21 protein-coding genes and 1 tRNA gene are annotated in these 24,240 nt (G+C 60.6%); 8 read left to right on the top strand and 14 right to left on the bottom strand.

Features of this window, described 5'->3' with window-relative positions; all coding sequences use genetic code 11:
• Positions 1–76 precede the first annotated feature (76 nt).
• The 4 genes from F475_RS05435 to F475_RS05450 all read right to left on the bottom strand — a co-directional run bounded on the left by F475_RS05435 (position 77) and on the right by F475_RS05450 (position 3,794).
• On the bottom strand, positions 77–418 hold the full coding sequence (locus F475_RS05435) for a hypothetical protein (protein WP_111453347.1): 342 nt from the start codon (positions 416–418) through the stop codon (positions 77–79).
• A 75-nt stretch (positions 419–493) separates the two neighbouring features.
• Positions 494–1,138: a hypothetical protein gene (locus F475_RS05440; RefSeq protein ID WP_064617943.1), complete on the bottom strand. Its 645-nt coding sequence runs from the start codon at positions 1,136–1,138 to the stop codon at positions 494–496.
• Between the two features lie 153 nt (positions 1,139–1,291).
• A complete protein-coding gene (locus tag F475_RS05445; protein WP_256597065.1) occupies positions 1,292–2,794 on the bottom strand; it encodes a sensor domain-containing diguanylate cyclase in 1,503 nt (500 codons plus the stop codon).
• Between the two features lie 88 nt (positions 2,795–2,882).
• Positions 2,883–3,794 (bottom strand): LysR family transcriptional regulator, encoded by a 912-nt coding sequence (locus tag F475_RS05450; protein ID WP_111453349.1) that lies wholly within the window; start codon positions 3,792–3,794, stop codon positions 2,883–2,885.
• Between the two features lie 141 nt (positions 3,795–3,935).
• Between F475_RS05450 and F475_RS05455 the strand changes: the two genes are divergently transcribed.
• The 3 genes from F475_RS05455 (at position 3,936) to F475_RS05465 (ending at position 5,748) form a co-directional block, all read left to right on the top strand.
• On the top strand, positions 3,936–4,319 hold the full coding sequence (locus tag F475_RS05455) for a DoxX family protein (RefSeq protein WP_111453350.1): 384 nt from the start codon (positions 3,936–3,938) through the stop codon (positions 4,317–4,319).
• Between the two features lie 41 nt (positions 4,320–4,360).
• Positions 4,361–5,200 carry a pirin family protein gene (locus tag F475_RS05460; protein ID WP_111453351.1) on the top strand — a complete coding sequence of 280 codons (840 nt, stop codon included), beginning with the start codon at positions 4,361–4,363 and terminating at the stop codon, positions 5,198–5,200.
• 116 nt (positions 5,201–5,316) lie between these two features.
• Positions 5,317–5,748 carry a nuclear transport factor 2 family protein gene (locus F475_RS05465; RefSeq protein WP_111453352.1) on the top strand — a complete coding sequence of 144 codons (432 nt, stop codon included), beginning with the start codon at positions 5,317–5,319 and terminating at the stop codon, positions 5,746–5,748.
• Between the two features lie 221 nt (positions 5,749–5,969).
• Here the strand turns inward: F475_RS05465 and F475_RS05470 are convergent, their stop codons facing one another.
• Genes F475_RS05470 through F475_RS05480 form a run of 3 tightly spaced genes read right to left on the bottom strand, consistent with a single transcriptional unit; the run spans position 5,970 to position 8,961 of the window.
• Positions 5,970–7,478, bottom strand: coding sequence for a tripartite tricarboxylate transporter permease (locus F475_RS05470; protein ID WP_111453353.1), 1,509 nt, complete (start codon positions 7,476–7,478; stop codon positions 5,970–5,972).
• 24 nt (positions 7,479–7,502) lie between these two features.
• Entirely contained in the window at positions 7,503–7,994 is a 492-nt protein-coding gene (locus tag F475_RS05475; protein WP_111453354.1) for a tripartite tricarboxylate transporter TctB family protein, read from the bottom strand.
• Position 7,995: 1 nt separating this feature from the next.
• Positions 7,996–8,961, bottom strand: a complete 966-nt coding sequence (locus tag F475_RS05480; protein WP_111453355.1) for a tripartite tricarboxylate transporter substrate binding protein — start codon at positions 8,959–8,961, stop codon at positions 7,996–7,998.
• A 223-nt stretch (positions 8,962–9,184) separates the two neighbouring features.
• Here F475_RS05480 and F475_RS05485 point away from each other — a divergent pair, with 223 nt between their 5' ends.
• The gene (locus F475_RS05485) at positions 9,185–9,838 is read left to right on the top strand and encodes a hydrolase (RefSeq protein WP_018925962.1); all 654 of its coding nucleotides are present in this window, start codon (positions 9,185–9,187) and stop codon (positions 9,836–9,838) included.
• A gap of 49 nt (positions 9,839–9,887) precedes the next feature.
• A complete protein-coding gene (locus F475_RS05490; RefSeq protein ID WP_111453356.1) occupies positions 9,888–11,240 on the top strand; it encodes an OprD family porin in 1,353 nt (450 codons plus the stop codon).
• Between the two features lie 18 nt (positions 11,241–11,258).
• Here the strand turns inward: F475_RS05490 and F475_RS05495 are convergent.
• From F475_RS05495 to fdnG, 7 genes are all read right to left on the bottom strand, one after another.
• Positions 11,259–11,354, bottom strand: a tRNA-Sec gene (locus F475_RS05495).
• Between the two features lie 6 nt (positions 11,355–11,360).
• Positions 11,361–13,280: a selenocysteine-specific translation elongation factor gene (gene selB, locus F475_RS05500; protein ID WP_111453357.1), complete on the bottom strand. Its 1,920-nt coding sequence runs from the start codon at positions 13,278–13,280 to the stop codon at positions 11,361–11,363.
• On the bottom strand, positions 13,277–14,725 hold the full coding sequence (gene selA / locus F475_RS05505; RefSeq protein WP_111453358.1) for an L-seryl-tRNA(Sec) selenium transferase: 1,449 nt from the start codon (positions 14,723–14,725) through the stop codon (positions 13,277–13,279). The genes selB and selA overlap by 4 nt, the downstream gene beginning before the upstream one ends.
• A gap of 249 nt (positions 14,726–14,974) precedes the next feature.
• The gene (fdhE, locus tag F475_RS05510) at positions 14,975–15,913 is read right to left on the bottom strand and encodes a formate dehydrogenase accessory protein FdhE (RefSeq protein ID WP_111453359.1); all 939 of its coding nucleotides are present in this window, start codon (positions 15,911–15,913) and stop codon (positions 14,975–14,977) included.
• Positions 15,914–15,917: 4 nt separating this feature from the next.
• Entirely contained in the window at positions 15,918–16,571 is a 654-nt protein-coding gene (locus F475_RS05515) for a formate dehydrogenase subunit gamma (protein ID WP_111453360.1), read from the bottom strand.
• Positions 16,568–17,512, bottom strand: coding sequence for a formate dehydrogenase subunit beta (gene fdxH / locus F475_RS05520; protein ID WP_105341656.1), 945 nt, complete (start codon positions 17,510–17,512; stop codon positions 16,568–16,570). Before fdxH ends, F475_RS05515 begins: the two co-directional genes overlap by 4 nt.
• Positions 17,513–20,578, bottom strand: coding sequence for a formate dehydrogenase-N subunit alpha (fdnG, locus tag F475_RS05525; protein ID WP_146602931.1), 3,066 nt, complete (start codon positions 20,576–20,578; stop codon positions 17,513–17,515).
• Between the two features lie 235 nt (positions 20,579–20,813).
• Between fdnG and F475_RS05535 the strand changes: the two genes are divergently transcribed.
• From F475_RS05535 to F475_RS05545, 3 genes are all read left to right on the top strand, one after another.
• A complete protein-coding gene (locus F475_RS05535) occupies positions 20,814–21,968 on the top strand; it encodes a MalY/PatB family protein (RefSeq protein WP_111453362.1) in 1,155 nt (384 codons plus the stop codon).
• A gap of 176 nt (positions 21,969–22,144) precedes the next feature.
• Positions 22,145–23,485, top strand: a complete 1,341-nt coding sequence (locus tag F475_RS05540) for a sodium:proton antiporter (protein WP_086944273.1) — start codon at positions 22,145–22,147, stop codon at positions 23,483–23,485.
• A 231-nt stretch (positions 23,486–23,716) separates the two neighbouring features.
• Positions 23,717–24,193 (top strand): hemerythrin domain-containing protein, encoded by a 477-nt coding sequence (locus tag F475_RS05545; RefSeq protein ID WP_111453363.1) that lies wholly within the window; start codon positions 23,717–23,719, stop codon positions 24,191–24,193.
• Positions 24,194–24,240 lie beyond the last annotated feature (47 nt).

Consider the following 24,240-nt stretch of genomic DNA (forward strand, 5'->3'; position numbering starts at 1 on the left):
AAACCACATAAGGTACGGGGCAAAAAATTGGTTGGTTGCGGCCAACCAAAGGAGCATTTTTCAAAGCGGTTACGGGTTACAGGCAATCCTGCGCGGCACGTTCGAAACTCGAAGGCATGAAGTTCGACGCCAGCAAGTGGCGCTCATACAAAAACACCTTGCCGCCGTTCGGCGCTTTGTAGGCTTCCAGGACGTTGTCCGCGGCGACTTTGCTCGGCACCACGATCCGGTAGCTGCGCTGGGTTTGCGAGACCGTCGGGTTCAGTGCGCTGCCCTGCAACTTCGGTACCACGCAATCGGCGTACTCGGCAGGCGTTTTTTTCGTCTGCAGGATCAGCGTCGGGTCGTTCGGCGCAGTGGCACAACCGGCCAGCAGCAAGGTGGCGAAAGCCATGGCAGGAACAAATAAAGGGCGCATCGGTGCAAGTCCTGAAGTAAAAAATCTGTTTCGTTGCGCAACGGGTCACTGTCGTTGCGGTTATGGTCCGGGTGTTCAGCCAGCAGTCACCAGGGTTTTGAGCGAGTCATCGAACTGCTTCAAGGCGCTGAGTTGCAGGTCGCGTTGTTGATCGATCTGGGCGGCAATCTCGGCTGCCGCTTTACGGTGTACCCAGACCGAAGGCATTTGTTTCTCGACGGCGCCTTCGGCCTTGCCGATGTATTGCAGGTTGGCGTCGTAGAACCGTGCGGCGAAACGCGCTTCGACCTGACTGTTGCGTTGGGTCAGCAGACGGTTATGCGTATCGAGCATCACCACCACATCCGGATGGGCCTGCAACAACGCATCGAGGTTGTTGTAGACGGTCACCGACAGGAACTGCTGCTGTAACGAACTCATCAGCCAGTCGATTGCCAACTCTGGGTCGGAGCTGTTGATGAACGCGTCGCGAATCCGCGCATCCAGCGCATCGCGCGCGCCGTTCACCGCCACATCGTGGTAACGCTCGAGGTATTGCAGGTTGTCCAGGGTGTTTTCGCTGTACAGCACACCGACGGTTTGCGAATGCTGCAACCCGGTACTGGCGCCGGCGATGGGCAGAAAATGGCACGACTGGGCGTCGTCTGCGTAGGCGGTTGCAGCAGTAACAACCCCGCCCATCAACAGGGCGACAATTGCCAGTCGGGTCAATGTCTTCATCGCGCAAATTCCTTGAGCTGCGTCTTCGATGGAGGCGATTTTCCGCCTTTACCCGATCCAGCAGAACTTGCGTTTCTTGATTGTCACTATCACTTGAACCGATAGTTGCGCCGCGTGCCGATAGTTCGCTCTTTCCTCCAAGTGCCTGCTCGATCACGCGACGCTCAGCTGATTTCTCCCCTGCGACTTTGCCGCATAAAGTGCGCGGTCTGCACGACCGATCAGTGCCTTTTCATCAGGGTCGCTGCCGTCGGCGACATAAGTCGCCACCCCAAGGCTGACGGTCACGATACCTAGCGGGCTCGACAAATGCGCAAGTTGTTCGGCGGCAATACCCGACAGGATCGCCTCGGCCACCTTGCACGCTCCTGCTTCGTCCGTATTGGGCATCACCACGGCGATTTCTTCCCCGCCATAGCGAGCCGCCATGTCTCCCGGGCGACGTACACAGTGTTTGATCGCCTGACCAATGATCCGCAGACATTCGTCTCCAGCGAGATGGCCGTAGTGATCGTTGTAGCGTTTGAAAAAGTCCACATCGATCAGAATCAGTGACAACGGGCTTGCGAGTCGCTTGGCGCGTTTGAGTTCGACATCCAGGAACTGATCGAAATGCCGGCGGTTGGCGAGGCCGGTGAGTTTGTCCTCGCTGGCGAGAACTTCCAGCGTCTGGTTAAGCTCGATCAGTGCGGTTTGGGTGGCGAGCAACTTTTCCTCCGCCCGAATACGCCGGCTGATGTGGGAAATCAGCCGGCGTCCCAGTGCGACCAGGAGCCCCAACAACAGCAGCACCACAGCGACAGATTGCTTTGTCTGACTGAGCCACGCTTGCATTGCCTCGGCCTGCCCCACCGCAACCGTCGTGACGACAGGATATTGATCGTTTCTCTTGAATGCGTAGAGGCGATGGATGCCATCTACTTTCGACGCAAAATCCACGGTGCCCGATGAGGTGTTGCGCAAGTATTCGGAGAATATGGGTGCGTGAGACAGGTCACGGCCGATGTCTTCCACTTGAAAGGGATACCGCACCAGCAGGCGCCCTTCGGATGAGGTCAGGCTGATCGCGCCGAATTGCCCCACGTGGATGCTTCGATAAAGTTTGAGGAAGTGTTCGAGGCTGATAGTCGCGGCGATTACCCCGGCAAAACTTCCATCAGGGTGATCGATGCGTCGGCTGACGGAAATCACCCAGGCGCAAGTGACACGGCTGAGAATCGCCGGGCCGATATAGATACCGCGATCCGCGACGTCTCGGTGATGCTTGAAGAACGCCCGATCTGCGTTGTTGCTATTGGATGAGATCAGCATGTTGGTCGAGAATAGCCAGTCCCCTTGGGCGTCATATAGCACCACATTATTTAATTGCGGGAGCGCATCCATCTGCTGGGCAACCAACTTGCTCAGCCGTTTGAGTTGCTCCGGGCCGGTGCCGTCTTTCTCGATCCTTTCTGTCAGGCCCAGCAACAGCACTTCACTTTGCTTGAAGGTGCCCTCGGTGTAAGTGTTGAGCGCCTGAGTCAGGTTCAATGTATCGGTATTGATGTCGCTCAAGGTGTTCTGTCGGGCTGTCCATGTCTGCCAGGCCGTCAGCAGCACCACGGAGACACACACCAGAAAGATCAGAAAAGTGGCAAGTCGAAGATCGCGTTTCAAGGAAGTACCGGGCTGTTGAGTACACTGGCGTCAAAGGCGGCGCATTATAGAAGGCTTTTAGCCATCACTGCTGATGCATATGCATAGGTCAGCCTTGCGCCGGGAATGCCTCCACCCTCAGTTTCTCCATCACCAGTTCAATGAAGGCCGATACCGCCAACGGCAAATGCTGCCGGCTCGGGTAAAGCACGTGCAGGCCAAAGCCTGCACGCTGGTAGTGTGGCAATACTCGTACAAGCCGGCCCGCCTGAAGATCGAGCCTGGCGAGCGTCGGCGGCAGCAGCGCGATGCCCAGGCCGGCCACCGTAGCCTTGCGCAGTGCCTGGGCCGTGTTACCGGAAAAACGGCTGGCGATTTGCACCTCTTCCTCCACGCCTTCAGGCCCGGTAAGACGCCAGGTGGTGAAGCCGCTGGGATGGGCGAAACTCACGCAGTCATGGTTCACCAGGTCCTGCAGCGTACCGGGCATACCGCGAGCAGCGATGTAAGCCGGACTCGCCACCAAGCCCTCGCTGCCTGCACTGAAGAGCTGGCGCCCGACGTAACCTGAGTCTTGCAGCGGACCGCCGCGAAACGCGATGTCGATACGCTCGGCGATCAAGTCGGCGCGGGCATCACTGAGCACGAAGTCAAGCCGCACCCGCGGATGCGCGGCAAGAAAGTCAGCCACCCATTCCATGGGGAAGAAGTCGAAGAAATCCGCCGTCGCCGCGACGCGCACCAAGCCGCTGGGTTCCTGGCTGCCCGTCATCAACTCGTGCCCCGCCTCGATCAGCCCGTCCACCGCGCCCACGCAGCGCTCGTGAAAAGCCTGCCCGGCATGAGTCAGCGTCAACTTTCGCGTGGAGCGATGCAGCAGTCGTGTGTCGAGTTGTGCCTCGAGCTGCTGGACACGCCGGCTGACGGTGTTGGGCGGCATGCCCAGCCGCCGCGCCGCTTCGGCAAAGCTTCCGCTGCGGACCACTTGGACAAACAAGGCAATGTCATTCAAGTCGAGCATAAGGCGATAATTCCAGCAAAAAATGGACGGGCTCAATCCAATTGTGCCATCTAATCAACCAATCCGGGCACGCTTATCCTTCTTGCATCGCGGCAGTTAGCCCTCTAACTGCGTAAACCACAGGCAAGGACATCGTTTTCCATGACTCAAACTTCATCCCTCCCCCCTATTCAAAATCGCATCCTTTGGGGTGTTCGCATCTTTCTGGCCTTGGCGTTCGCTGCGGCCGGCATCGCCAAGCTGGCCGGCGCTCCACAGATGGTTCAGGTGTTCGATGCCGTCGGCCTTGGGCAATGGTTCCGCTACCTCACCGGTGCCATTGAAGTGGCTGGCGCTGTGTTGCTGCTCATCCCGGTCACGAGCTTTTTCGCCGGGCTGCTGCTGACGGCGACCATGACCGGCGCAGTGGTTACGCATCTCTTCGTGATTGGCGGCAATCCCGCCCCTGCCTTGGTGCTGTTGTCGATGTCTGCCTTCGTGGCCTGGCGGCAGAAGCCCGCGGCCTTGCTCGGTGCAGCGCGCTGATCCATGCCCAAGGCGATCGGCTCAAGACTTGAGGAAAACCTATGAACAGCATCATCGCAACACCAACGCGCGCCATCGTTCACCGCACATCCGGCAGCACTCACGGGCCGATCACGCGACTCATGAGCCCTGGCGACCTGGGCCAGTTGTTGAAGCCTTTTGTGTTTCTTGATCTCTTCGGCTTCAAGCCCCAAGGCGGGCAGAAAGGTTTCGGCATGCACCCGCATTCAGGGATCGCAACACTGACCTACATGATTGAGGGCGGCGTGGAGTACGAAGACACCACGGGCAAGACGGGCGTGCTGCCCACCGAAGGTGTGGAGTGGATGCGCGCCGGTAATGGCGTGTGGCACGACGCTAAACCAGTCGGCGACAGCTCAATATCGGGCTTCCAACTCTGGGTCGCCCTGCCCGCTTCGCACGAAAACACACCGGCGGAAAGCCTCTACCTGGCGCCCTCGCAGATCCCGCAAGCAGGCCCGGCGCGTGTGCTGCTCGGACGCTATGGCGCAGCGCAAAGCGCGATTGCAGCACCTTCGGACATGAACTACCTCGTCGTGCGCTTGAAAGATGGAGAGCGCTGGCGCTACACACCTCCCGCCGGCCACAACGTGGCGTGGCTGGCGGTCAATGCCGGTCGGCTGGGCGTTGGTGGCCCGGTCAATACTGGCGAGTTGGCGGTGTTCGAGGAGTCAGACCAACCCATCGATTTCGTGGCGCACGGCGACACGTCTTTCGTGCTGGGCTCGGCGGTGAAGCACCCACATGATTTGGTGATGGGGCGTTATTCAGTACACACCAGCCGAGCGGCACTGGCGCAGGGCGAAGCTGAAATTCAGCGTATTGGCGCGCGTCTGTTTCATGAGGGACGGCTGGCCTAGCACTCGCTAATGCCATATCTGCATCACTTGGTAAAAACCTGATATGTTGTACGATGACAGATGAGTTTGCGTAATTCATCTGTCATCCTCGCACCTATAACAACAAGGAATTACCCATGAAAAAAGTGAAGCTAATTATCGGTTTTTTATGCCTGTTCAGTGGCTACGTGGCGGCCTCCCCCGCATCGAGCGAGAAGGATGTTGCCGCTGCGGTAGACCATCTGACTCAAGCGATGCTGACCAACAACGTCCCTCAACTGAATGCGCTCACCGCTGAAAACCTGTCCTACGGGCATTCCAGCGGGAAAATCCAGGACAAGAAAGAATTCATCGCCGACATCGAGACCGGAAAAAGCGCTTTCAAAACGCTGGAGATGCAGAACCAGAAAATCACCGTCTCGGGTGATGTGGCGTTGGTCCGCCATCATTTTTCGGCGCAAGCCATCAAGGGCACCGAGATTGTTCCCACAGAAATCGAGAACTTTCAGATCTGGCAAAAGCAGCAAGGAAAATGGTTACTGGTAGGACGACAAGCGTTTCGGCTCTGACTGTCGCGTAAGCCGGTTTTCGGCCATCGCGCGGCCACTCCTCAGTCCCTTGCGGCGAGAATTAAGTGGGGGTGTCAGGCAGTTGCAATGCTGGATCGCGAGCAAGCCCGCTCTCACACTGGATTGCCTGTGAACACATTATTTGTGCACGTCAGCGATCACATATGGGAGCGGGCTTGCTCGTCCGTTATGGATCGCGCTGGGAGCCAGACAATCAGCCGTCAATCATCCTCATGCAATTTGATCCCGCGTTTATGCAGCAAATACGGCACCAACAGCACCAACAACGTCACCGCCAGCACCGACGCTGCAATCGGTTGCGTCACAAATATCATCCAGTCGCCCTGGCTGATGGATAAGGCGTTACGCAGTTGTTTTTCCGCCATCGGCCCCAGCAGCATGCCGACGATCACCGGGGCGACGGGGAAGTCGAAGCGGCGCATCAACACCCCGGCCCAGCCGATACCCAGCATCAGAAACAAGTCGAAGGATGAGTGGCGCATGCCGTACACGCCGATGGTGGCGAACACCAGGATCCCGGCGTTCAGGTACGGCCGAGGGATTTGCAAGAGTTTGACCCACAGCCCCACCAGCGGCAGGTTCAGCACCAGCAGGATGACGTTGCCGATGTACAAAGAGGCCACCAGGGTCCAGACCAACTCGCCCGAGGTCTGGAACAGCAGCGGCCCCGGTTGCAGGTTGTAGTTCTGGAACGCCGCCAACAGAATCGCCGCCGTGGCGGAGGTCGGTATGCCCAGGGTCAGCAGCGGCACCAGTGAGCCGGTGGCGCTCGCGTTGTTCGCCGCCTCGGGACCTGCGACGCCTTCGATGGCGCCTACGCCCTTGCTGGCGGCGAATTCTTTCGGGTACTTGCTGAGTTTGCGTTCAGTGGAATAGGACAGGAACGTCGGGATTTCCGCGCCACCGGCCGGAATCGATCCGAAGGGAAAACCGATCAAGGTGCCCCGCAGCCACGCCGGGACCGAGCGCTTCCAGTCTGCGCGGGTCATCCACAACGAGGTCAGGCGGTGTCGGCTGGCCGTTTCTTCCTTTTGGTAAAGTACGCCGTACAAGGCCTCACCGACGGCAAACAACCCCACCGCGACCAGTACCACTTCGATGCCATCGACCAGTTCGGGAACTCCCAAGGTGTAGCGGGCAATGCCTGACGTCGAGTCGAGGCCGATCAAACCGATGGTCAGCCCGATGCCCAATGAAGCAAAGCCGCGCAGCATCGACGCGCCGAGCACTGCCGACACGGTGGTGAAGGCCAGCACCAGAATCGCGAAATACTCCGCCGGCCCGAATTTCAGCGCCAGCGTGGCTACGAGGGGCGCGAACAACGTCAGCAAGATCGTTGCGATGGTGCCAGCCACGAATGAACCGATGGCGGCCGTTGCCAGCGCCGGGCCTGCCCGTCCGTTGCGGGCCATGAGGTTGCCTTCCAGGGCCGTGACCATCGAGGATGACTCCCCTGGCGTGTTGAGCAGGATCGAGGTGGTGGAGCCGCCAAACTGAGCGCCGTAATAGATGCCGGCGAACATGATCAGTGCCCCGGTCGGATCGACCTTGGCGGTAATCGGCAGCAGCAAGGCGACGGTCAGCGCCGGGCCGATCCCCGGCAATACTCCGATTGCAGTGCCCAGCAGACAACCGATAAAACCCCACATCAGATTGATCGGTGTCAGCGCGCCAGCGAAGCCGACGGCCAGATTCGAGAGAATATCCACCTTGTCGACCTCCTTCGGCCTGGATCAGATCCAGGCGTTGATCAAGGGCGGAAGGGAAACCCCTAGCCCGGCGGTGAAAAGCCAGTAGATCGGCAGTGCCAGAGCGATGCCTATGGCCAGGTCCCGCACCGGGCTGCGGCTGCCAAAGCCCCGCGCCGAACAGGCAAACAGCAATGCAGCAGCCAATACGAAGCCGATGTAGGAAATGAGCAACGCCACGCCCAGCAGCCCTGCCGTAACCCAGGTCGCCCCGGACTTGCCGCCGGGCTCGGCCCCGGAAGTCTCATGATCATCGGCGAGGTTGCGAAAACCACCGGTGAGCGCCTGATAGCCCATCAACAGACCGACGGCGCCCAGAAATGCCGCCACGGCATAGGGATAGACGTAGGCCGGCATGATGACGAACCCCATCTCGGCGGGAAACCGCGAGGCGCCGACCGCCAATACCGCACTGATCACGACAATACCGACGCCAATCGCCAGTTGGGCCGGCCTTACGCTCCAGCGCCCGGCCATCTCAAAGCAGCCCGACCTTGGCCAGCATCGCGCGCAGGCGTCCGTGCTCCTCGTCGACGAATTTGCCGAAATCATCCCCGGTCAGAATGCTCGGCGACCACGCATTGGTTTTTACGTTTTCCTGCCATACGGCGCTTTTGGTGGCGGTCAGGACGGCTTCCGTCAGTGCCTTGCGCTGTTCAGGCGTCAGGCCCGCGGCGCCGTAAACACCCCGCCAGTTGCCGATCGTCACGTCGTAGCCAGACTCTTTGAGGGTCGGTGCGTCGATGCCTTCAACGCGGTTGGGCGCGCCGACGGCCAGTAAGCGGAACTGTTTGGACTGCACGTATTTGGCCAGCTCAGCGTAGCCGCCGGTGATCACCGTGATGTGCCCCCCCAGCACCGCGGCAACGACTTCGCCGCCACCGGCGAAGGCAACGTAATTGACCTTGTTGACGGGGATGTCCATTTTGCTCGCCAGTTCGGCGATGCCGATGTGGTCGATCGAACCCTTGGAGCCACCGCCCCACTTGATGCTGGACGGGTTGGCTTTGAAGTCCTTGAGCAAGTCCTCCAGGTTTTTGTATGGCGAGTCGTCGCGTACGGCGATCACGTTGTATTCGGTAAACAGCCGGGCGATCGGGGTTACGTCCTTCAAGGTGATTTGCGGTTTGTTCTGCTCGATGGACGCGACCATGATCGCGCCGACCACGATCAGCGCATCGGGGTCGCCCTTGGTGGCGTTGGCAAATTGCGCCAACCCCAGGGTCCCGCCGGCGCCCCCCTTGTTCTCGAAGGTGGCGGCTTTGGCCGTTTGGGCCTCGACCATGGCTTTGCCCAGGACTCGCGCGGTCTGGTCATAACCGCCGCCCACGGAACCTGGGGCCATGAACTTGACGGTGTCCAGGGCAAAAACGGGTGATGCGAGTGCGGCTGCGGTAATGAAAGCGGCGAGGTTGCTGCTGAATCGACGGGCCAGTGCAAACATGAGACGTCTCCGGATAGCCGTTCTTGTTGTTTTCGATCAGGGAGAACCCCTGTTCGGTGAGCATGCGTCTGGAAACAAGCGTAGGTCATAGATGTGTTTGTTGACGGCCTTTGTGCTGATGCGCCGTTAATCAAAGACAGCACATCGACTCAATATCCGCATCGAAATCTACGCAACCATAGGCCCTGTGAACCACCCACAATCCACTTGCAAGGACATCATCATGGCCATCGCAAAAGCAGCACCTGGCAAAACCCTGCTGAACCCGACCGACCACACCCTGATCATGATCGATCACCAGTCGCAAATGTCCTTTGCGACCAAGTCGATCGATGCCGTCACCCTGCGCAATAACGCCGCACTGGTGGCCAAGGCAGCCCGGGGCTTCAAGGTGTCGACCATCCTCACCACCGTTGCCGAGAAAAGCTTCTCCGGCCCGATTTTCGACGAAATCAAATCGGTGTTCCCGGAACACAAAGTGATCGACCGTACCAGCATGAACACCTGGGAAGACGAGCGCATTGCCGTTGAAGTCAACGCCATCGGCAAACAAAAAATCGTCCTGGCCGGCCTGTGGACCTCCGTGTGCATCGTTGGCCCGGCACTGTCGGCCCTCGACCAAGGCTTCGAGGTGTACTTCATCTCCGATGCCTGTGGCGATGTCTCCATCGAAGCCCATGAAATGGCCGTGCAACGCATGATCCAGCTCGGTGCCCGCCCAATGACTTCGCTGCAATACCTGCTTGAACTGCAGCGCGACTGGGCACGGACCGAAACTTACGACGAGACGGTGAAAACCTCCATCGCCAACGGTGGTGCCTATGGTCTGGGCCTGATCTACGCCAAGACCATGTTCCATGCCTCTGAAGGCCATTGAGAATAAATAGCGACTCTTCGGAGTCGCTGTTTCAAGCGGGAGATCAATCATGTTTTCTTTACAAACCCTCCCGCGCATTTCCGGCAGGAAGGACGTACCCAGGGCGTCCTTCTGGCTCTGCGTGTTTTTTGCCGGAACAGCCCTGGCGGATGAGGCACCGGATTCCGCGCAAGGATTTCTCGAGGGCGGGAAGCTTGAGGTGCTCAGTCGAAATTTCTTCCTCAACAGCGACTACCGCTCACCCCAGCCTTCGGGCAAGAACTACAAACAAGAGTGGGCTCAAGGCTTTATCGGCTCATTTGAATCCGGATTCACCCCCGGCACGCTAGGTTTCGGCGTCGACAGCCACGCGTTTATGGGGCTGAAGCTCGACGGCGGCAAAGGGCATTCGGGAACCGGGTTACTGCCGCTGGACAGTGACGGTCGCAGCGAAGACAACTATTCCAGTGCAGGTGGCGCGCTGAAAATCAGGGCCTCCCGAACCACCCTGGCCTTCGGTGAAATGACCGTGGAAACCCCGGTGTTCGACACCTCCGACAAACGCCTGCAACCGGAATACGCCACGGGCTTTCTGTTGAACAGCAACGAAATCGACAACATGAAACTGGTGGCTGGTCATTTCACGGCGTTCAAGAATCAGGACAACACGACAAGCAAGGGCAACTTTTACGGCTATGGTGCCAATACCGAGGCCGGGGGCATCACGTTTCTGGGCACCGACCTGTTCACACACAGTCCTGTCGGCGGCGCGTTGTACGCCTCCGAGCTGAGCGACACCTGGCGCCAGTATTACGCCAACCTGCACCTGAAACAGTCCGCCGTGTTCCTCGACGCCAACCTGTACCGCACGCAGGACACCGGCAAGGCACTGGCCGGTGCCATCGACAACACCGCCTACAGCCTCTCGGGCAAATACACCCTGGATGCCCATGCCTTTACCCTGGCCTGGCAACGCATCAATGGCGACACACCGTTCGACTTCGTCGGTGGCGACTCGATTTACCTGGCCAACTCGATCAAGTACGCCGACTTCAACGGCGCCCACGAACGTTCCTGGCAGGCACGCTACGACCTCGACCTCGGCGCTTATGGCATCCCCGGCCTGAGTTTCATGACGCGTTATGTCCGGGGCAGCGACATCGACGGCACCCGTGCGCCCAAGGGTGGGGCCTACAACCCGTTCGACCCGACCATCGGCGAGTACGTACCTCAACAGGGCGATGGCGGGCGGCATTGGGAGCGCGACATCGACCTGCGCTACATCGTGCAGTCAGGCTCCGCCAAGGGGTTGTCACTGCAACTGTCCCATGTGTCTCATCGGGCCAACACCGCTCAGGCGGGCGATGACATCGACAGAGTTTACGTCGTCATCCAGTACCCGCTGACCTTCGGGCACCTGTGATCGAGATCACCATGGAAATGGCGGAAGGCAGCCGGAGTCGAACCTGCCCGGGAACGGATGCCGTCCCCAACCGGGTTTGAAGCCCGGCCGCGCCACCGGGCGCGATTGCCTTCCTTGAAGTCAGACTGCGGCTTGTTGGGCCAGTGCATTGTCGAGCCGGATATGGCGTCGATCGCCAAAGCGACGGGTCAGGCCGAGCCGGTCGAAGTATTCAAGAATCTGAATACTGCGCTTGCGCCCCAGGCCCACGGCATCGCGAAATGCGGCGACCTGAATCATCGGGTTATCGCTGGCCAGTTGCACCAGCATAGCCGCCAATCGGCGCACCAGTGTTTCGGTGTAAAACAGGTCACGGACGATTTGATGCAGCAGTCCCAACCGGGCCATCTTGCGCAGCAGCAGGCGCACGGCAGCCTCGTCATGGCCGGTGGCTTTAGCCAGATCACGCACCCACGGCGGATCGAAACCCGCCTGTTCGAACAATGGCTGCAATTGTTGCCAGAGGCTTTCGTCGTCCTCGCTCAAGCGCACCTGGTGATCGGGTAAATGCAGCCATGGGCCGCTGGCCGCCATTGCACCACTGGCCAGTAATTCGTCGAGCAGGCTGATAAAGGTCGACCGTTCCAACACGCTGCCGGCGAAGCGACGCAGGCGATCGCGGTCCGGTCCCATCTGGTCCGGTTCGAGTTGATGAAAGCGTGCGAGGTGTTCCAGCAGCGGCGTTTTCTGGGCTTCCCAACGCACCGCGCTGAACAACAATGGCCCCTGCCGCGTATCGATGAGACGCACGTCATCGGGCAATTCCCAAGTCTCGCGCGGACGGTTGAACTGACGCTCCAGGCGCTGCGGATCGAGCCCGGTGTCGCTGTTGTCCAGCAGCGCCGGCAGTGCCGCTTCCAGACTATTGGTGGTGGCCAGCGCTTGTAGCTGCGCCAATCGCTCAGGGCTGCGACGATGTCGGGCCGGGGCGAACGGGTCGAGCACCCGGCCACCACCGAGGGTGCGTTGGGCGCTTTGGTCGCGCAGGATCAAGCGGTCGCCCTTCACCGCCAGCACCGGCGCATTGACCAGCAGTTGCGCGAACATGTGCTCCCCCGGGGCCAGGCTCGCGCCCTCCAGCAAGGCCACTCGCCCCGTGATGTCCTGAGTGCCGAGATGCACATGCACCGGTTGAAAGTGTTCGAAGCTTCGCGCTTCGCTGGCTAACACCGTCATCTCGATATCCAGGCGCTGAGTGGGCGCATGCAGCCATTCGGCCAACAGCCAATGGCCACGATGAATCTGCTCCAGGGCCAAGCGCTCGGCACTCAGGTTCAGCGCGACCCGCTGCCCGGCCGTTGCGCGGTCAGCGGCCTGGTTCTGTGCATGCAGGCTACGCACACGCACCTGTTTACCCAGCGGGCTCAACACCAGCGTATCGCCCACCGCCACCTGGCCGGACAACGCCGTACCGGTCACCACGATACCGGCACCAGCCACGCTGAAGGCCCGATCAATCGCCAGACGAAAACCGCCGCTGGCGCTGCGTTGAACAACCTCATGCTGCGCATCCAGCAAAGCCTGACGCAGAGTCTCGATACCCTCGCCAGTGACACTCGACAGCGGGATTTGCGGCGCGCCGGCATACGGTCCGGGCGCCAGTAATGTTTCGATCTGCTCACGAACAGCCTGCACCCGAGCCGGGTCAACCCGGTCGCACTTGCTGATTGCAATCAGTGCCCGAGGGATGCCCAGCAACTCGACAATCGCCAAGTGTTCACGGGTTTGCGGCATGACGCCGTCATCGGCCGCTACCACCAGCAACACCAGATCAATCCCCTGAGCACCAGCCAGCATGTTGTGGGTGAAGCGCTCATGGCCGGGCACGTCGATAAAACCGGTCAGGGCGGCGCCCGGTTCCAGCGCCGCATAGATATAGCCCAGGTCGATGGTCATGCCACGTTCGCGTTCTTCGCGGCGACGATCACCGGCCTGCCCGGTCAGTGCCTGGAGCAAGGAAGTCTTGCCGTGATCGATATGCCCCGCCGTGCCGACAATCACCCGTCCCGGCCCTCCTCCTGCAGTTGATCGAATCGCACCAGCTGATTGAGCTGCGCCAGCCATGCCGCTTCGTCATCGAGTTGGCGCACGTCGAGCCACAAGGCGTCATCGTCGATACGCCCGAGCACCGGAATGGGCAGTTGCCGCAACGCTACCTCCAGCCCTAGTAATCGTCGCCCACGCAGGCGTTTCGAAACGTTTGGCCGCAGGCATAACGCCGCGCTGGGCAACCGGGCCACGGGTTGGCTGCCGCTACCGATCATGCCCAGTGCTGGCACCGCGCTGACGCTCCAGCCATCGCCCAGCACCTGCGCCAATGACGGTTGCAGGCGTTCGGCCTGGGCGAGGATGTCGGCTTGGGGTCGGGTCAATAGACGCAGACTCGGCAGTCGTTCGGCCAGACGATCGGGATCGCGGTACAGCGCCAATACGGCTTCGAGGGCCGCCAGGGTCAGTTTGTCGACCCGCAAGGCACGCTTGAGCGGATTTTTCTTGATCCTGGCGATCAGGTCTTTGCGGCCGACGATCAATCCGGCTTGAGGCCCGCCGAGCAGTTTGTCGCCGCTGAAGGTGACGATGTCCGCGCCATCGAGCAGTGCCTGGCGCACCGTCGGTTCGGCGGGCAACCCCCAGCGTGTCAGGTCCAGCAGGCTGCCGCTGCCGAGGTCTTCGAGCAAGGGCAGTCCGTGGCGGTGAGCCAGCTGCGCCAATTCCGCCGTCGGCACTCTCGCGGTGAAGCCTTCGATGCTGTAATTGCTCGCGTGTACGCGCATCAGCAGACCACTGCGCGGGCCGATGGCGGCCTCGTAATCGCGCGCATGGGTGCGGTTGGTGGTGCCCACCTCATGCAACCGCACCCCGGCGCGGGCCATGATGTCGGGAATGCGAAACGCTCCGCCGATTTCGATCAGCTCACCTCGGGAGATGATCCCTTCCTTGCGTGCGCCCAGGCTGTTGAGCGTCAGCAACACGGCGGCGGCATTGTTGTTGACCACGGTGACTGCTTCGGCGCCGGTCAGTTCGCGGATCAAGCCCTCGATCAAGTCGTCCCGGTCGCCGCGCTTGCCGCTGTGCAGGTCGAATTCCAGATTGAGCGGATAGCGCGCAGCCCGTTGCACCGCTTCAATGGCTTGTTCCGGCAACAACGCACGACCGAGGTTGGTGTGCAGCACCGTGCCGGTGAGGTTGAACACGCGGCGGATCTGGCTGCGATGCTGAATCGCCAGACGCTCGCCCGCCCTGCCCGCCAATACATCGGGGGCAATTTCAATGGCAGCCAGTTCACCGTTGTGCACCGGTTCGCGCAAGTCATCGAGCAATTGCCGCAGGCCGGCCAGCAGTGCGTCGTGTCCGTACCGCTCGGCCAACGGTTGGCAGGCGGGATGGCGTAGCAAACTGTCGATGGAAGGCAGCCGCAAGGTTTGGCCGGCGAGTGTTGCGGGCATCAGAGGCTCCCGGAAGCGAGTGACCGTCGCGTCTGAGTGTAGCCGCTGGGCTCCCCGCTCGAGTGCTGTTCACTTTCAGCCGCGACGCACTCCTTGTAGCAGCTGTCGAGCTTGCGAGGCTGCGTTCGGCTGCACAGCAGTCGTAAAATCACCATTGCGGTGTGTCAGGTGCACCATGGTTGCCGGACTCACGACTGCTTCGCAGCCGAACGCAGGCTTCGCCAGCTGCTACACATCGTAGCGTTGGAGCTACTGTTCGCCTGTTACCAGCAGCAGATTGGGCGCTGGTCGCTGGTAACCTTCCTGCTCCAGGCGCATGTCCAGCATCAGGCTGGACAGGTCCGCCGACAGGGCTTCGGCTTCGGCGTCGTTTTCCAGGTAGATCAGTTTCAGGTAGCTGTTGCAGCCGGGACAGACCTCCGCCCGCAACGGCGCCTGATTGGCGGCGTGGCGATCATCCTCGAAGCTGACGTATTCAAGCCCCTTGCTCTGTTCGCAATACACGCATTTGACCCGCACCACATGCCACTCGCAGGCACACAACGAGCACACCAGATAACGCAAACCGTTGTATTTGCCGCGATGACGAATCACCCCGGCCATCGCCGGTGAACCGCAGGCCGGGCATTGACTGAGGCTGTCGCCATGCTGGCGCTGCAGATGGAGTTCAAGGTTAGGCGTGTTCAGCAGCCAATAACTCCAGGCCGCTTGCAGCGCGGCACCGAGAAACGGCACCAGCGCTGCCGGCAGCATCGAGTACTGGCCGCTGACCAGGGCAATCGCCCACGCCTTGAGCAGCCCAGGGTTCGCGCTGCGCAACGTCGCCACGGCGTTTTCTACTGCAGCGTGTGGCGAAGGCTGATAGCGTTGCAGCAAGGCTTCGAGATAGGGCAGCCAAACGTTTTCGCGCACCAGACTGTCGGCGGCGAACGGCGGTAAGCCATGTTCTACGCACAACCGCAGGCGTTCGGGGTCGGGCATGGTCGCCACGAGCGGATCGTCCATCAGCTGCTGCTGGACATGACACAACCCCGCGATCAAACGCAGATAGTCCGCCATGGGATGGCCGTCAGCCAAACGTTCCAGGCGCAACGCGCGCAGGGTGAACAGGTTGTTCGGCGGCAGGTACAAAAACGGCGGTGAACTCGCCGCCGCTTCTATTTGCCCAGGTTCGAGGATCGTGGCCAAGGGGTCATCCTTTTTTGCTGATCGGTCGCTCAGGCGTTTCGTCACCGGTCACTTCCCGGTACCAGAGCTCATGGTGTTTTCTCGCCCAGGCGCGGCTGACCCGGCCACGCACCATGGCGTGGACCGAACCGCGAATCCAGATACCCGCGTAGACGTGGACAATGATGCTCAGCACCAGGATGAACCCCGCCAACGCATGCAACAGCATCGCCCAGCGAATGCTGGTGATGCCGAAGTACGCGCTGAACCAGGCGCGCCAGATCACCAGCCCGCTGAACAGCAACACCAGCATGCAGATCAGTAACACCCAGAACAGCAGCTTCTGTCCCGGGTTGTATTTGCCAATCGGCGGCACGCCCTCCTCCTCGTTACGGATCACATGCCCGACACGCCTGAGCCACAGCCGGTCGTTGGTGATGAAGTAGTTCGCGCGCCAGAAACTGCACACCAGGCCGAGGAACAGCACAAACATCGTCACGCCCAGGTACGGATGCAGAATGCGCGTCCACGAACCGCCGCCAAACAGGTTGCTGAGCCAGAACAGCCCCGGATGGAACAAGGCCAGCCCCGACAGCGCCGCCATGAGAAACAGAATTGCCACCAGCCAGTGATTGGTGCGCTGGTTGACGGTATAGCGCAGGATCGGTTTGTCGTTCATGGCCTGTCCTCCCCGCCCGGTTTGCTCGGATCGAAGGTGTGCACCGACGGATCGAACTCATGCACGGCAGGGTCAACGGTGGTCGGATGTTCGTCCTCCTCGACCAGTTGTGGCCCGACGCGCACGTAGTGGAAGAACCCGGCCAGCACCGCCGCGCCCATGGCCAGCAGCGCCAGGGGTTTGCTCAGGCCTTTCCACAGGTCCACCAGCGGACTGATCGCCGGGTGATCCGGCAAACCGGCATACAACCTGGGCGTGTCGGCATGGTGCAGCACATACATGACGTGGGTACCGCCGACGCCCTCGGGGTCGTACAAACCGGCGTTGTCGAAGCCACGGCTCTTGAGGTCGACGATGCGTTCGGCGGCGTGTTCCTTCATGTCTTCCTTGGTGCCGAACACGATGGCCCCGGTCGGGCAGGTTTTCACACAGGCCGGCTCCAGCCCCACCGCCACCCGGTCCGAACACAGCGTGCATTTGTAGGCCTTGTGGTCCTTTTGCGAGATGCGCGGAATGTTGAACGGGCAACCGGTGATGCAATAACCGCAGCCGATGCAGTGGTCCTGATCGAAGTCGACGATACCGTTGGCGTGCTTGATGATCGCGCCGGGGCTCGGGCACGCCGCCAGGCAGCCGGGCTCGGCGCAGTGCATGCAGCCGTCCTTGCGGATCAACCATTCGAGGTTGCCGGCGTCGGTTTCATGCTCGGTGAAGCGCATCAGGGTCCAGGTGTCTGCGCTGAGGTCGTGGGGGTTGTCGTAGGTGCCGAGGTTGTGACCGACGTCGTCGCGTAGCTCGTTCCATTCCGAGCAGGCGACTTGGCAAGCCTTGCAGCCGATGCACTTGGTGGTGTCGATCAGCTTGGCCACTTCCTCCTGGGTGCGCACCGAGGGCGGCACGGTGGTGGTGGCCGAACGGGCGATGATGTCTTGGCTGGCCATTTAGACTTTCTCCACGTTGACCAGGAATGACTTGGATTCCGGGGTCTGTGTGTTGCCATCGCCGAGGAACGGCACCAGGGTGTTGGTCAGGTAACCGTGGCGGGTGGCGCCGGTGAAACCCCAGTGCAACGGGATACCGATCTGGTGCACCACCTGATTGTTGACCTGCAGCGGACGAATCCGCTTGGTCACCACCGCCACTGCTTCGATATGTCCGCGCTTGGAACTGACCCGAACCCGGTCGCCAGCGGCAATCCCCTTCTCCTTGGCCAGCGCCTCGCCGATTTCGACGAACTGCTCGGGCTGGGTCACGGCGTTGATCGGGCAATGCTTGGTCCAGAAGTGGAAGTGTTCGGTCAGCCGGTAGCTGGTCGCTGCATAAGGAAAGTCCTTGGCCTGGCCCAGGGTGTCCCAGACCGAATCGAAGATCCGCCCGGCCGGGTTGCTGGTCGCCTGTTTGTTGTTGGGATGCATCGGGTTGATGCCGATGGGCGTCTCGAACGGTTCATAGTGTTCGGGGAATGGCCCTTCGTTCATCTTGTCGAGGGCGAAGAACCGCGCCACGCCTTCGGGGTTCATGATGAACGGGTTCATCCCGGCTTCCGGCGGCACATCGACCTTGTAGTCGGGCACGTCGGTGCCGGTCCAGACCTTGCCGTTCCACCACACCAGCCGCTTTTTCGCATCCCACGGTTTGCCTTGGGGGTCGCAAGAGGCGCGGTTGTAGAGAATCCGTCGGTTCGCCGGCCAGGCCCAGGCCCAGCCCAGGTTCTGCTTCATGCCGAAAGGATCGCTGTTGTCACGCCGGGCCATGTTGTTGCCCTGCTCGGTCCAGCTGCCGCAGAAGATCCAGCACCCGGACGCCGTGCTGCCATCGTCCTTGAGCTGGCCGAAGCCGGACAGTTGCTGACCGGCCTTGACCACCGCACCCGAGGCGTCGGTGACATCGGCGATGGCGTAGCCGTTGAATTCCCGGGCCAGTTCTTCCGGCGTCGGGTCCTCCGGCACTTTGTAGGGCCAGTCGAGCTTGAGGATCGGCTCGGCCCAGGCGCCACCATTGGCCTGGTAACGCTGGCGCAGGCGCATGAACAGCTCGGCCATGATTTTTACGTCGGTGCGCGCCTGGCCCGGGCCGTCGGCACCTTTCCAATGCCATTGCAGCCAGCGGCCGCTGTTGACCAGCGAGCCGTTTTCTTCGGCGAAACAGGTGGTGGGCAGACGGATTACTTCGGTCTGGATGTCGGCCGTCTGTACATCGTTGTAAGGCCCGACGTTGCGCCAGAACTCCGAGGTTTCGGTGGCCAGCGGGTCCATCACCACCAGCCACTTGAGTTTGGCCAGAGCCTTCATCACCCGGTTCTTGTCCGGCAAGGCGGCAATCGGGTTGAAGCCCTGGCACATGTAGCCGTTGACCTGGCCCTTGCCCATCATGTCGAACATTTTCAGGATGTCGTAGCCGGGAATGTCCAGTTTCGGCAGCCAGTCGTAGCCCCAGTTATTCTCGGCGGTGGCATTGGCGCCATACCAGGCTTTCATCAGGCTGACATGGAACTTGCCGTAGTTCTGCCAATAGGACATCTGCCCGGGACGCAGCGGTTTGAGTGCGCGCTTGGCGATGTAGGCGTTGTAGTCCTGTTCGCTTTCGGATGGCAGGGTCAGGTAGCCGGGCAGCAGGTTGGACAGCAAGCCGAGGTCGGTCAGGCCCTGGATGTTGGAGTGCCCCCGCAAAGCGTTGACGCCACCGCCGGGCATGCCGATGTTGCCCAGCAGCAGTTGCACCATCGCCGCGCTGCGGATCATCTGCGAGCCGATCGAGTGCTGGGTCCAGCCCAGGGCATAGAGAATCGTCATGGTCTTGCCCGGTTGCGCACACGTGGCAATCTCTTCCCAGATTTTCTTCATCGCGTCGGTGGGCATGCCACAGACCTGACTGGCCAGCTCCAGGGTGTAGCGGCTGTAATGCTGCTTCATCAATTGATAGACGCAGTGTGGGTCCTGCAAGGTCGGGTCGACTTTGGCAAAGCCGTCCTCGCCGATCTCATACCCCCAGCCGGACTTGTCGGTGTAGCTGCGCTTGCTCGCGTCGTAACCGCTGAACAAGCCGTCCTCGAAACCGTAGCCGGCCTTGACGATGAACGACACGTCCGTATAGGCCCGCACGTATTCGTGCTGGATCTTGTCTTCGGTCAACAGGTAATTGATCAGCCCGCCCATGAAGGCAATGTCGGTGCCGGTGCGGATCGGTGCGTAATAGTCCGCTACCGAGGCCGTACGGGTGAAGCGCGGGTCGACCACAATCAGCCGCGCCTTGTTGTGGGCTTTGGCTTCGGTCACCCATTTGAAACCGCAAGGGTGTGCTTCTGCTGCGTTGCCGCCCATCACCAGAACCAGATTCGCGTTGGCGATATCGGTCCAGTGGTTGGTCATGGCACCACGGCCATACGTCGGGGCAAGACTTGCCACCGTCGGGCCATGTCAGACACGTGCCTGGTTATCGAACCCCAGCATGCCCAGACTGCGAATGACCTTGTGGGTGATGTAACCCGCTTCGTTGGACGAGGCCGAGGCCGCGAGGAAACCGGTGGTCAGCCAGCGATTCACCGTTTGCCCTTGGGCGTTCTTCTCGATGAAGTTGGCGTCACGGTCGGCCTTCATCAGGTCGGCGATGCGGTCCAGCGCGTCATCCCAGGAGATCCGCGTCCACTCCTTGGTGCCGGGCTTGCGCACTTGCGGGTATTGCAGACGGCTGGGGCTGTGAATGAAGTCGAGCAGGCCTGCGCCTTTGGGGCAAAGGGTGCCGCGATTGACCGGGTGGTCGGCATCGCCTTCGATGTGAATGATGCTCTGGGCGACATTCTTCGCATTGTCGCCCTGGCTGTACATGATCAAGCCGCAGCCGACCGAGCAGTACGGGCAGGTGTTGCGGGTTTCATGGGTATGGGCGAGCTTGAAATGACGCACTTGTTCGGCGAAGGCTGGCGTCGGAGCCATGCCCAGCGCGCCGAGGGTGGATCCTGCAAGGCCGAGACCAGCGACCTTGAAGAACTGACGACGGTTGAGGTCCATCGTGCACTCCTGATCAGGTGGAAGCCCGGTGCGTTGGCCGGGTTTTTCTGGACGATCACGGTGACGGCAACGGAACTACCGCCAATTAGAACTTTAGACAATGTTGTGCTGCGCGGTCTGAAAACCGACCGTCGGCGGCTTGCCGGTCATGCTCTGTTGCACAACTCGCCAGCGGTGAAGGTTGGCGCTTATCATGGCCGCCGGATTACCCCCTCTGCCTTTTATGAGACTGAGCATGACTTTCGATTTTGATCAGGTGTTCGACCGCCATGGCACCGGCAGTACCAAGTGGAGCCGTTACCCGGCCGACGTGTTGCCGATGTGGGTCGCCGACATGGACTTCGCCGCGCCGCCGGCGATCATTCAGGCCCTGCAAAAACGCCTGGAACACCCGATGCTCGGTTACAGCGTGGCTCAGGATGACTTGCGTGACGCCATCGTCGCCGACCTGTGGAGCAAGTACGCCTGGCGTGTGCAGCCCCAGGAACTGGTGTTCCTGCCGGGTATCGAATCAGGCTTCAACATGGCCCTGCATGCACTGGTTCAACCGCAACAGAACGTGGTCGTGCAGACGCCCAACTACCCACCACTGCGCCATGCGCCGGGCCACTGGCAGCTGAACAAGGTCGAACTGGACTTCAACGTGCTGGCCGATGGCACGTACGCCACGCCACTCGATGCCTTGCGCCAGGCTCTGCAAGGCGGTGGCGCGTTGCTGCTGAGCAACCCGCATAACCCGCTGGGCAAGGTCTTCCCTCGGGAAGAACTGCAAGCGGTTGCCGACATCTGCCTGGAACAGGATGCGTGGATCATCTCCGACGAGATCCATTCCGAGCTGTGCTTCGATGGGCGCGTGCATATTCCGACCGCCTCGCTCAGCCCGCAGATCGCCAAGCGCACCATCACCTTGATGTCGGCGAGCAAGGCCTACAACATCGCTGGCCTGAAGACTGCGTTCATGATCATTCAAGACGCAGCGCTGCTCCATCGCGTCAACCATGCCCGCTGCGGCATGGTCGACAGCGTCAACCCGCTGGGCCTGGAAGCCACCCGCGTCGCCTACAGCGAAGGCCGCCCATGGCTGACCGAACTCATGGTCTACCTGCAAAGCAATCGGGACTATCTGGTGGAGGCCGTTCGCACGCGGTTGCCGGGCGTGACCATGAACGTGCCCCAGGGCACTTATCTGGCGTGGCTCGATTGCACGGCACTGGGGCTGGACAACCCGCAGCAATTCTTCCTCGAACAGGCCAAAGTCGGGCTGAGCGCCGGGCTGGATTTCGGCGATCACGCCCGGCAATTCGTGCGCCTGAACTTCGGCTGCCCACGGGCGTTGCTGGAAGAAGGAATTGCGCGGATGGAGCATGGATTGCGTAGCCGCAAGGCCTGATAGCAACGAAGATCCAATGTGGGGCTTGCTCGCTCCCGCACTGCTCGCATGATGCTGTCCCGGCAAAAAAAATGAACCCTGACGATTGACGCACCTCGATACCTTAGGAGCCCAAGGTTAAGTGCCTTGGGCCAGCCATCCCTCGGCGGTCGGCCGCACGTATCCGGGAACCAGGCATGAGTTTCATCGTTTGGATGGCGGTGTTGGGGGCGGTGCTGCTGACCCTGGCGCTGACCTCTTCCTATCTGCGCTGGATGCCGGTGACCACCTCGGCGGTGTGCCTTGCGCTGGGCGTGGCGATCGGCCCGGCGGGCCTGGGCTTGCTGAAACTGGACATCAAGGACGCTGCGGTCTGGATGGAGCACCTGACGGAAGTCGCGGTGCTCTTTTCGCTGTTTGTCTGCGGACTCAAATTGCGCCTGCCGCTCAAGGATCGCCAATGGCGGGTGGCGTTCGGCCTGGCGGGACCGGTGATGGTCTTGACCATCATTGGCATCTGCCTGTTGCTCCACTATGGATTTGATCTGGCCTGGGGGCCGTCGCTGCTGATCGGAGCGATTCTGGCACCCACCGATCCGGTGCTGGCCTCGCTGGTACAAGTCAACGACGCCAGGGATGACGACGCAGTACGTTTCGGGCTCTCCGGTGAGGCCGGCCTTAACGACGGCATCGCCTTCCCTTTCGTGATCCTTGGTTTGTTGTTTGTGCAGCAGAACGGTGCCAGCGATGCCTGGCTCGGTGAATGGGCCTTGAAACGCGTGTTGTGGGCCGTACCGGCGGGCTTACTCATCGGTTACTGGATGGGCCACGGCATCGGGCGTCTGACCTTGTCGATGCGCATCCGCAATGCCGACAGCACCCTTTCCCCCAACGATTACCTGACCCTGGCTTTGATCGCCCTGGCTTACGTCGCCGCCGAACAGATCCATGGCTATGGCTTTCTGTCGGTATTTGCCGCTGGCCTCGGTTTGCGGCAAGCCGAAGTCAAATCCACCGGCGACACCCAGATGCCCGCCGAGCATCTGGTGCAGCCGGTGGTTGGTCACCAGAACGTCGAGCCTGAAGCCGCCGTCCATGGCGACGTGTCGAATCTGCAGGATACTCAAGTGGCGGCCGGCATCATGATGGGCGACATGCTGGCTTTCGGCGGCCTGGTGGAGCGCGCCATGGAAGTGTTTCTGGTGACCCTGCTGGGCGTGGTGCTGGTCGGCCACTGGGATTGGCGAGCACTGGTGGTTGCGTTGGTGCTGTTTTGTGCCATTCGCCCTTTAAGCGTATGGCTTATGCCGTGGGGGCGTTTGCTGGATGGCCGACAACGCCTGTTGATCGGCTGGTTCGGGATTCGCGGCATTGGTAGCTTTTACTATCTGTTCCATGCCTTGAACCATGACCTCGGTCCGTCGTCGGCGACGTTGTGCACCGACCTGACATTGTCGGTGGTGGCGCTCAGCATTCTGGTCCATGGCATTAGCACCCAACCGATGCTTGCCCGTTATGAGCGGCGTAATCGGCCATAGGTTTTACTGGCGTTCGGCGAAATCAATCCTTCGGTCAACCTGCACTGAGCAATTACGCAGATTCATGCAGGCTGCACGATGATGAGCGCTGCCGCTTCAGCGCAACCGATTGTTTTCAAATGGCTTTTTTTTAATCCAGAAGCAGGCACGGGAAATGCTCCGACCATGGGAGCGACTGACGGGAGGAAGACCGTTTGCGCTTGACCCATGACTAAACAAGAGGTTTCGACCATGAACGCCATTGACCTGTTGAAAGCCGACCATGAACGCGTAAAAGGCATCCTGAGCCAATTGAGCGAATCCACCGAGCGTGGCGTGAAAAAACGCACCGAGCTACTGGCCAAACTGGAAATGGAGATCTCGATCCATACCCGCCTGGAAGAAGAAGTCTTGTACCCGGCGTATAAAAAAGCCGGGGGCAAGGAGCAGGATGTGATGTATTACGAAGCCAAGGAAGAACATCGCACTGTCGATTCGCTGGTGCTTCCCGACCTGAAAACCACCGATCCCTCTACTCCGCAATTCGCCGGCCGAGTGAAAGTGGTCAAGGAGTTGCTGGAACACCACATTGAAGAAGAGGAAAAGGAAATGTTTCCTCAGGCCAAAAAGCTGCTGAGCAAAACGACGCTTGAGGAGTTGGGCGCAGAGATGGAAAGCCTGAAGGCTCGGTACAAAAAAGAACTTGGCGCAACCAACCTCGCCGCTTGATAGTGGTTGAGTAACCAGCAGAGGCCCGGTGAATGCGGGCCTTTGGC

It is taken from the genome of Pseudomonas sp. URMO17WK12:I6 (assembly GCF_003253625.1).
GTDB lineage: Bacteria > Pseudomonadota > Gammaproteobacteria > Pseudomonadales > Pseudomonadaceae > Aquipseudomonas.

Bases quoted from the DNA above. Each gene is read 5' to 3' on its own strand.
- F475_RS05435 (WP_111453347.1), bottom strand. From the start codon at position 418: ATGCGCCCTTTATTTGTTCCTGCCATGGCTTTCGCCACCTTGCTGCTG.
- F475_RS05440 (WP_064617943.1), bottom strand. From the start codon at position 1,138: ATGAAGACATTGACCCGACTGGCAATTGTCGCCCTGTTGATGGGCGGG.
- F475_RS05450 (WP_111453349.1), bottom strand. From the start codon at position 3,794: ATGCTCGACTTGAATGACATTGCCTTGTTTGTCCAAGTGGTCCGCAGC.
- F475_RS05455 (WP_111453350.1), top strand. From the start codon at position 3,936: ATGACTCAAACTTCATCCCTCCCCCCTATTCAAAATCGCATCCTTTGG.
- F475_RS05460 (WP_111453351.1), top strand. From the start codon at position 4,361: ATGAACAGCATCATCGCAACACCAACGCGCGCCATCGTTCACCGCACA.
- F475_RS05465 (WP_111453352.1), top strand. From the start codon at position 5,317: ATGAAAAAAGTGAAGCTAATTATCGGTTTTTTATGCCTGTTCAGTGGC.
- F475_RS05475 (WP_111453354.1), bottom strand. From the start codon at position 7,994: ATGGCCGGGCGCTGGAGCGTAAGGCCGGCCCAACTGGCGATTGGCGTC.
- F475_RS05480 (WP_111453355.1), bottom strand. From the start codon at position 8,961: ATGTTTGCACTGGCCCGTCGATTCAGCAGCAACCTCGCCGCTTTCATT.
- F475_RS05485 (WP_018925962.1), top strand. From the start codon at position 9,185: ATGGCCATCGCAAAAGCAGCACCTGGCAAAACCCTGCTGAACCCGACC.
- F475_RS05490 (WP_111453356.1), top strand. From the start codon at position 9,888: ATGTTTTCTTTACAAACCCTCCCGCGCATTTCCGGCAGGAAGGACGTA.
- selA (WP_111453358.1), bottom strand. From the start codon at position 14,725: ATGCCCGCAACACTCGCCGGCCAAACCTTGCGGCTGCCTTCCATCGAC.
- F475_RS05515 (WP_111453360.1), bottom strand. From the start codon at position 16,571: ATGAACGACAAACCGATCCTGCGCTATACCGTCAACCAGCGCACCAAT.
- fdxH (WP_105341656.1), bottom strand. From the start codon at position 17,512: ATGGCCAGCCAAGACATCATCGCCCGTTCGGCCACCACCACCGTGCCG.
- F475_RS05535 (WP_111453362.1), top strand. From the start codon at position 20,814: ATGACTTTCGATTTTGATCAGGTGTTCGACCGCCATGGCACCGGCAGT.
- F475_RS05540 (WP_086944273.1), top strand. From the start codon at position 22,145: ATGAGTTTCATCGTTTGGATGGCGGTGTTGGGGGCGGTGCTGCTGACC.
- F475_RS05545 (WP_111453363.1), top strand. From the start codon at position 23,717: ATGAACGCCATTGACCTGTTGAAAGCCGACCATGAACGCGTAAAAGGC.